This is a genomic window from Priestia sp. P5_B4, assembly GCF_056400385.1.
Window position 1 is genome coordinate 1 of the sequence record NZ_JBFULJ010000323.1, and the last position, 3,994, is coordinate 3,994.

The 3,994-nt window shown below is 36.0% G+C and carries 6 protein-coding genes; all 6 read right to left on the bottom strand.

Annotated elements, in window-relative coordinates; all coding sequences use genetic code 11:
- A partial coding sequence (locus AC1DRF_RS18450) for a diguanylate cyclase (protein WP_477741349.1) occupies positions 1–1,156 on the bottom strand: 1,156 nt, incomplete at its 3' end.
- A gap of 361 nt (positions 1,157–1,517) precedes the next feature.
- Positions 1,518–1,745, bottom strand: coding sequence for a helix-turn-helix domain-containing protein (locus tag AC1DRF_RS18455; RefSeq protein WP_477741350.1), 228 nt, complete (start codon positions 1,743–1,745; stop codon positions 1,518–1,520).
- 4 nt (positions 1,746–1,749) lie between these two features.
- Entirely contained in the window at positions 1,750–1,896 is a 147-nt protein-coding gene (locus AC1DRF_RS18460; protein WP_013082003.1) for a YvrJ family protein, read from the bottom strand.
- Positions 1,889–2,500, bottom strand: coding sequence for a sigma-70 family RNA polymerase sigma factor (locus tag AC1DRF_RS18465; protein WP_477741351.1), 612 nt, complete (start codon positions 2,498–2,500; stop codon positions 1,889–1,891). The genes AC1DRF_RS18460 and AC1DRF_RS18465 overlap by 8 nt, the downstream gene beginning before the upstream one ends.
- Positions 2,501–2,866: 366 nt before the next feature.
- Positions 2,867–3,310, bottom strand: a complete 444-nt coding sequence (locus AC1DRF_RS18470; RefSeq protein WP_013055693.1) for a TlpA family protein disulfide reductase — start codon at positions 3,308–3,310, stop codon at positions 2,867–2,869.
- 119 nt (positions 3,311–3,429) lie between these two features.
- Positions 3,430–3,972 (bottom strand): peroxiredoxin, encoded by a 543-nt coding sequence (locus AC1DRF_RS18475; RefSeq protein ID WP_014461319.1) that lies wholly within the window; start codon positions 3,970–3,972, stop codon positions 3,430–3,432.
- Positions 3,973–3,994 lie beyond the last annotated feature (22 nt).

Below are 3,994 nucleotides of genomic sequence, written 5' to 3' on the forward strand. Positions count from 1 at the left end.
GGCCATAGGTATCGTTATACGCTTTAAAATAATCAATATCAAATAAGAGAAAAGAAAGCGGCTCTTTTTCTTCCTGTGCGTATTTCCACTCAATTTCCAACTGTTTATCAAGAGATCGGCGATTGTTCAGACCTGTTAAGCCATCTTTCATGGACAGCATTTCAAGCTTTTTATTGGCTTTGCGAAGATCACACTCAGCCTTCTTTTTCTCCGTAATATCTCGATATTCCCAATAGTGGCCAATATACACATGATCTTCATAGATTGGAATGTAGTCACGCGCATAAATTTTACCGTTAATAAACGTAATTTCTTCATCTACTATTGACTCTTTTGAATAAACGGTGCTTTCTACCGTTTTTAAAAACCTAGCAGGATCTTTCAACATAGGAGCGTGAGATAAAAACAGCTGATTACTTTTCAATCCCACGTATTGATTAGGAGGTCCGGGTATGTCAAACATGTCACAAAAAGTTTGATTAATAACAGCTACTTCGCGCTCTGGCGTTTCAATCATGGTACCTGTCTTTGCATTTTGAATCATAACTAAAAACATTTTAGACAGCTTTTTATGCTGACTTGTCGTTACTCGAGATACATATATATATCTACCTACCAGATAGACCAAACACCCACCTATAAAAGAAGCGGGCAGTAAATAAATGATAATTGTAGCAGCGTGCTTGATATCTTTAAAAAGAAAGGACAATGAGAAGAATACGCAAAGCAAGCTAATAGAATTCATTAATTGAAAACGAATAAATGGACGATAAGGTAAGCGAACCGTCCACCCAGACAGTAAAGCCATTACGATAATTGCAGCAGCCCCTATTATTCCGCTTGCCGTAATTCCAAACAAAAGCAGACGCATTACCCCTACAATACAAGCCGCAATGATAGCGGGTACCATTCCTGCATAAAGACAAACAATTGTCACCGCTAAAAAGCGAAGGTCAAGAATAATAGTAGAATCTATTTTAATTGTATATATCATTAAAATGCTGCCTAATAGGCCGTAAGAACATCCGTAATAAATTAAGCGATACATTTTGTACCGTTTTATTCCTTCTACTCTAGAAATGATTTGCTCTCGAACTATACTCGCAGCAAACATGAAAGAAATAATTAACGTGATATTAAAGAGAAGTTGACTCACTTTATTCTTCACCTCTTTCCAAAAAGCTAAAACAAAAAACAATAGGCTTCTTAGCTTACATATTGTTTACTGCCCCTTTTTATAATTCGTGCTGTTTGATTTATCGAACAGCACGATTTTTTCCTTCATTAAATAAAACTCTTCTATCCTCTATTCGTTGCCGACAATCCTCTCTATATAAAGAGTGATTATCTTCCTTTTATACAAGAAATTCTACTTGTTAGTATACTACTAAACTCTATTTGCACACATAATATTTTACCTTTTTTTAAATATTTATCCATTTTGTATTTTCGTAAGGTAAGTAGTCGAACTTCAGCAAAAATAAAAAAAGAGCGTCGATACAACGAGCGCTCTTTTTTTATTTATGGCGTAAAAATTCCCAAAGTCCTGGCGTTTTGGAAAAATCAAACGTCTTAACAGCGGAAAGAATTTTAATCTTTAAATCTTGCTTTACGTMTTCTCTCTCATGCAGCGAAAAGCTTTGAACAGCTTTATTTAGTTTTGGTTCCAGCTTTTTTAATAAACGCCTTGACGCCTCTTCATCTCCAGCTTTCACTTTATTTACAAGCTCATATAGAGTTTCCATTTCTTCACTTCTTTCTTAAGTCAGTTGTTAATTTCTCCACTTTTTCTTCAAGTCGCTTTATATTGTTTTCTACACGCAGTAATAAATAAAAAGAAAGGACAGCGGGAAATCCTACGTTTCCAACAAGTTGAAGCCACTGAGGATCAAACATGTCTATCACTCACCTTCATAATTTTTTTCAACTTGCTTAGCGCACGTTGATAATGATTAGAAACCGCTTGCTGAGAAATAGAAAAATAAGCAGCGATTTCTTTATGAGTCCAGCGTTCGACAATAATCAAGTGCAGCATACACTGCTGCTTGGCCGTTAATTGGCGAAATGCATGATGAAGAATACGATTTTCAAGTTGATTTCCTAAAAATTCATGCTCCCATATAGCCCCGTCCTGTACTCCTAGCATATCTTCCACTGTTCGATTTCCATCTAGCGCAGCCGGCTGCTGCAGGCGAAGAGGAATATAAGAACGCTCTTTTTCTTTGACACGCATAACATCTCTGGAATAATGTCTGCAAAGCTTGTTAATATAATGAAGCAATCTAACTTCGCTATAAAACTGATGAAATTCTTTGTTTAGAAGTCTTTGTTCTTTTGTATCATGTTTAACAACCGCTTTTTGTAATCGCTCATAGCGTTCTGGTGTCAAAAATGTATTCATTATATGAGTCTGAAGAGTTGCGCTGTGGTTTGTAAGAAATGTATGAAAAGTACATTCTTTGTCGTGCCGCTTTTCTTGCTGCGAATAGAGCTGAGTCATTGTGCAAATCTCCTCCTTTTTTTCTTATACTTATTAAAAAGGGAGAAAAGAGTAAAATAACAACACCAAATAACGAACGTTTGTTCTTATATAAATTTAACTATATTAGGTTTTTTATGTCAATATGATGAATTGCTCATTAATAATCAAAACGACTCAGTAAAAAATAAAAAAGAGATTGAGACATAACGAAATGAATCCAATTTAAAGACGAATAAATAGGATACATGAGCTGATCCCGCTTGTGACACAACAAAAAAAAAAAAAAAAAACGAACCACTAATCAAATATTTTGATTAGTGGTTCGTTTTTCACTTCGGCTAAAATATTTTATCCCGGCCTTTTTATTTCTTCTTCATGTAGAGATTATTCTTCGCCTAAAACGCGGTTAATACGTTTGCGAAGCATCGGCATTCCATTTCCACCCGCTTGGAAATGACGAAGCTGACCTTCTTTATCAAATACATAATATGCTGGTACATATTTATTTTCAAAAGCGTCTGTTAACTTATGCTCACTGTCTACGTAAATTGGCTGAGTAATATCGTGTCCCATTGCCATTGCCTCAATAACACCCATATCTAAGTCATCTTCCGAACGAGGCATATGAACTGCTACAACATTCAATTGATCATCATACTCATCACGAAGATCATTAACTTCAGGCATTGCTTCTTTACATAAATGGCAGCTTACTGACCAAAAGTGGATAAGCGTTGCTTTATCACCTACTAAGTCTTCCTTTGTTACTTCGTCGTTAATCCAAGATGTTGCTCCAGTTAATTCAGGCATTTGTTCACGTAATTTCATTTTAAAATCCTCCTCCACATTAATTAAACTGAATATTCTGTTTTCTATAGTTAGAAAACTGTCTTTTCTATTTTAATGGCAGCAGTAGAGGAATTTCTCCTCTACTCCACCGCTATTYATTAAAGTGTTTTTTGACCTGGTTTCCAGTTAGCTGGGCAAAGTCCGCCAGTTTGAAGAGCTTGAAGTACACGTAATGTTTCTTCTACGCTGCGGCCGATGTTGTTATGGTTTACAACTGCATATTGCAATTCACCTTCTGGATTAATAATAAACAACCCGCGAAGCGCTACGCCTTCTTCTTCAATTAAGACGCCGTAATCACGTGCTACTGCGTGAGTTGGATCTGCAGCTAATGGATAATTCAAATCTCCAAGTCCATTATCTTTACGATCTGTGTTAATCCAAGCTAAGTGAGTATGAATTGTATCTGTAGAAACGCCTACAACTTCAGCATCTAGATCTTCAAACTCTTCGTAGTGATCTGATAGAGCTGTAATTTCTGTTGGACATACGAATGTAAAGTCCATTGGATAGAAGAACAATACTGTCCATTTACCGTTTTTCATATTTTCTTCTAAACTTACTTTTCCAAATTCCTTATTTGCAAGTACAGCTTCCATTTCGAAGCGTGGTGCTTGTTTTCCTACCATACGTTCTGCCATGTCAAAACCTCTCCTTGTACGA

Excerpts from the sequence above, each read along its gene's own strand:
- AC1DRF_RS18475 (WP_014461319.1), bottom strand. The coding sequence starts at position 3,972 with ATGGCAGAACGTATGGTAGGAAAACAAGCACCACGCTTCGAAATGGAA.
- AC1DRF_RS18465 (WP_477741351.1), bottom strand. The coding sequence starts at position 2,500 with ATGACTCAGCTCTATTCGCAGCAAGAAAAGCGGCACGACAAAGAATGT.
- AC1DRF_RS18460 (WP_013082003.1), bottom strand. The coding sequence starts at position 1,896 with ATGTTTGATCCTCAGTGGCTTCAACTTGTTGGAAACGTAGGATTTCCC.
- AC1DRF_RS18470 (WP_013055693.1), bottom strand. The coding sequence starts at position 3,310 with ATGAAATTACGTGAACAAATGCCTGAATTAACTGGAGCAACATCTTGG.